The 2,537-nt window shown below is 74.1% G+C and carries 3 protein-coding genes; all 3 read right to left on the bottom strand.

Annotation, left to right across the window (positions count from 1 at the left end):
- Positions 1-893: hypothetical protein (locus ACFW2E_RS45115; RefSeq protein WP_384477496.1), on the bottom strand; the 893-nt coding region annotated here is incomplete at its 3' end.
- Between the two features lie 34 nt (positions 894-927).
- Entirely contained in the window at positions 928-2,181 is a 1,254-nt protein-coding gene (locus ACFW2E_RS45110; protein WP_384477493.1) for an FUSC family protein, read from the bottom strand.
- Between the two features lie 198 nt (positions 2,182-2,379).
- On the bottom strand, positions 2,380-2,537 hold a 158-nt coding region (locus tag ACFW2E_RS45105; RefSeq protein WP_384477499.1), incomplete at its 5' end, for an FBP domain-containing protein.

The following is a 2,537-nucleotide window of genomic DNA, read 5'->3' as shown; positions in this document are numbered from 1 at the left end:
TACCAGGGCAGACCCGCCCGCGTGTACGCCGCCCGGTCCACCGGCGACGGCGGAGGCGCCTCGCCCGTGATGCGCCGCCACTCCGGCGGCGTCACCAGGTGCACGAACACCCGCCCGGCCGGCTTCTCGGACCACTCCTTCGGCTTGCGGTCGTCCCGGTAGACCTCCTGGTGCATCGAACCCCCGACGCCCAGTCCCATCGCGGCCGCCATCGGAGCACGCGGCGCGGCGGCGGGCGCCGGCACCGCACCGGGAGCGGGCGGCGGCCCACCGGGGGCGGGCGGCGCGGCCATGGGCAGGGTGGCATACCCGCCGAACGCCGTGGCCGGGCGGGTCCGTTCCCGGCGGATCCGCTCCTGTTCGCGCCACTCGGCGAGCGGCCCGTCCCGCAGCGGGAAGGTCTGGAGCTGGACGCCGCCCCAGACCTCCTCGCCCGTGACCTGCCCTTCCACCGTCGCCCCCAGCCCGAGCGGCACGGCCACGAACTGGCGGACCGTCCCCTTCCCGGAGTTGATGCCGTCCAGCCAGGGCTGCCGGGGCAGTACGACGTAGTTCTGCGGTCTCCGGGACAGCCGGTCGCTCCACCGCTTGCCGGACACGGCGCACACCTTGCCCACGCCGACCTGCAGCGCCGCCGGTTCCGTCGTGCCCGCGAAACTCAGCCACATCGCCTCGCGCAGATACACCGGCAGCATCACGCCACCGCGTGCCCGCCACTCGGGCGGCACCGTGTCCGGGAAGTCCGCCACCCTGCGGACCGGGAACTCGCCCAGCCCCGGCGGCAGCGCGTGCGTCCCAGACTCGGGCAGGCGCAGCGTGCGCACGAACCGCACCGCCACACCGCCCGGCAGCCGCAGTGTGTTCCCGTCGATCCGCACGGCCGTGTCCGTCATCCCCCTGCTCCCCTTCGCTCGCCCGGGTCTCCCCTCAGGAAGAACGCCCGTCGGCACCCGGGCGGTTCCGGCGCAGCCGCTCCGGTACGCCCACGCGCTCCCGCAGCCGGCTCAGGCGCGGCAGCTTCGCGCGCTGTTCACCGGGGATGCGGTCCAGCTCCTCCAGCAGCCGGCGCGAGCGGTGCTCGGTGTCCAGCTCGTCGATGATCCGGTTCACCTCGGTCAGGACGGCGCCGTGCAGCTGCCAGTGCCTGCTGTCCCGCGCGAGCTCGTCGCGCAGCAGCAGGGCCAGCCTGTCGCGGGTGACCGCCGCCGCGTGCAGCTCCGCGCTCAGCCGCGCCTCCGCCGCGTCGGCGCTGTCGCTGAGGTCGGTGGTCACCAGCACAGCGAAGCTGACGACGGCGTCGCCGATCTGCGACAGCAGCTCCTCGACGGTCGCGCCCGCCTCCGGCGGGAACAGCGGCTCGGGGTCGCGGGCCTTGGCGAGGTCGGTGAAGGTGCGGGCCAGCACCCGCATCACGACCGTGCAGATCTCCAGCGTGTCCAGACCCGTCCGCAGCACCACCCGGTGCAGCAGGCCCTCCCTGACCCGCGGATTGAGCCGCAGACTGTCCTCGGCCTGCCGCAGGGCCGCGTCCACCTCGACGATGGCGTGGTCGAGCCGGCGCGCCTCGTGCAGCCGGGCCGCCGCCCGCTCCACCGGGGTGAGGCCGGCCGCCTCCTCGCCCATGCGCAGCATCAGCTGCCGCACCCGCCGGGCCAGGCCCTCGATCGACTCCCCGGCCTCGTCCACCCATACCGGTGGCGGGAGCAGCAGGTTGCAGCCCATGCCGACGGCCGCTCCGATCAGCGTCTCGACCACCCGTGCCCACGCCGTGTTGCCGACGGTCGTGACGCCGAGCACCAGCATGGCGCTGATGGCCACCTCGGGCACGTACTCGTCGACGCGCACCAGGTGCCCCACGGCCAGGGAAGCCACGATCAGCAGCGCGAGACTCCACCAGGTCAGCCCCACGAGCAGGCTGAACGCGATGGCCACGAGCACGCCGGCGACCACGGAGTTCACCCGGCGGATGCCGTTCTTGAGCGTGGCGAAGAGGGTGACCTGGACGACCAGCAGGGCGGTCAGGGGTGCGGTGAGCGGCGCGGGCTCCGGGCTCAGCCGCAGCGCGATCACGTAGGCGATCGTCGCCGCGGCGGCCGAGCGCAGCGTCTGTACGACCACGGGGTCGCGGTGGCGCCTCAGGAGCCGCGCCGGCCCCGCTGCCCACTTCCGTACGTCTTGCATCCCTTGGCCTGTTCCCGCTCGGTGCGGGCGTCGAACGTACCGGCCGCGGAAGATCCCCCGCGCCGGGAGACGCCCAGCCGTCAGCGGGTGGCCCTCGCGGACCCCGCCCTGGAGCCCAGCGCCGTCGACACCCGCGACTTCCACCCGGAGGACGTGCCGGGTCGGCGACCGGGAATCGTCAGTCGTGCGGCCTGTCCGTCAGTCGTACAGCCTGTCGAGGAACGCGGACAGATTGCCCGCCGTCCGGGCGATCCGCTCCTCGGCCGTGAGGCTCTCCTCGATCCGCATGCCGGACTCGGGCACCTTCCTGCCGCGCACGTACAGCGAGCAGGCGAGGTCCGCGCACATGTACCGGC

Origin of the sequence: Streptomyces sp. NPDC058964 (assembly GCF_042741275.1) — a bacterium.
Lineage (GTDB): Bacteria > Actinomycetota > Actinomycetes > Streptomycetales > Streptomycetaceae > Streptomyces.
This window is presented reverse-complemented; position numbering and strand designations above follow the sequence as displayed.

What these genes read in the sequence shown, in the direction of transcription:
- ACFW2E_RS45110 (WP_384477493.1), bottom strand. Translation starts at nt 2,181, where the DNA reads ATGCAAGACGTACGGAAGTGGGCAGCGGGGCCGGCGCGGCTCCTGAGG.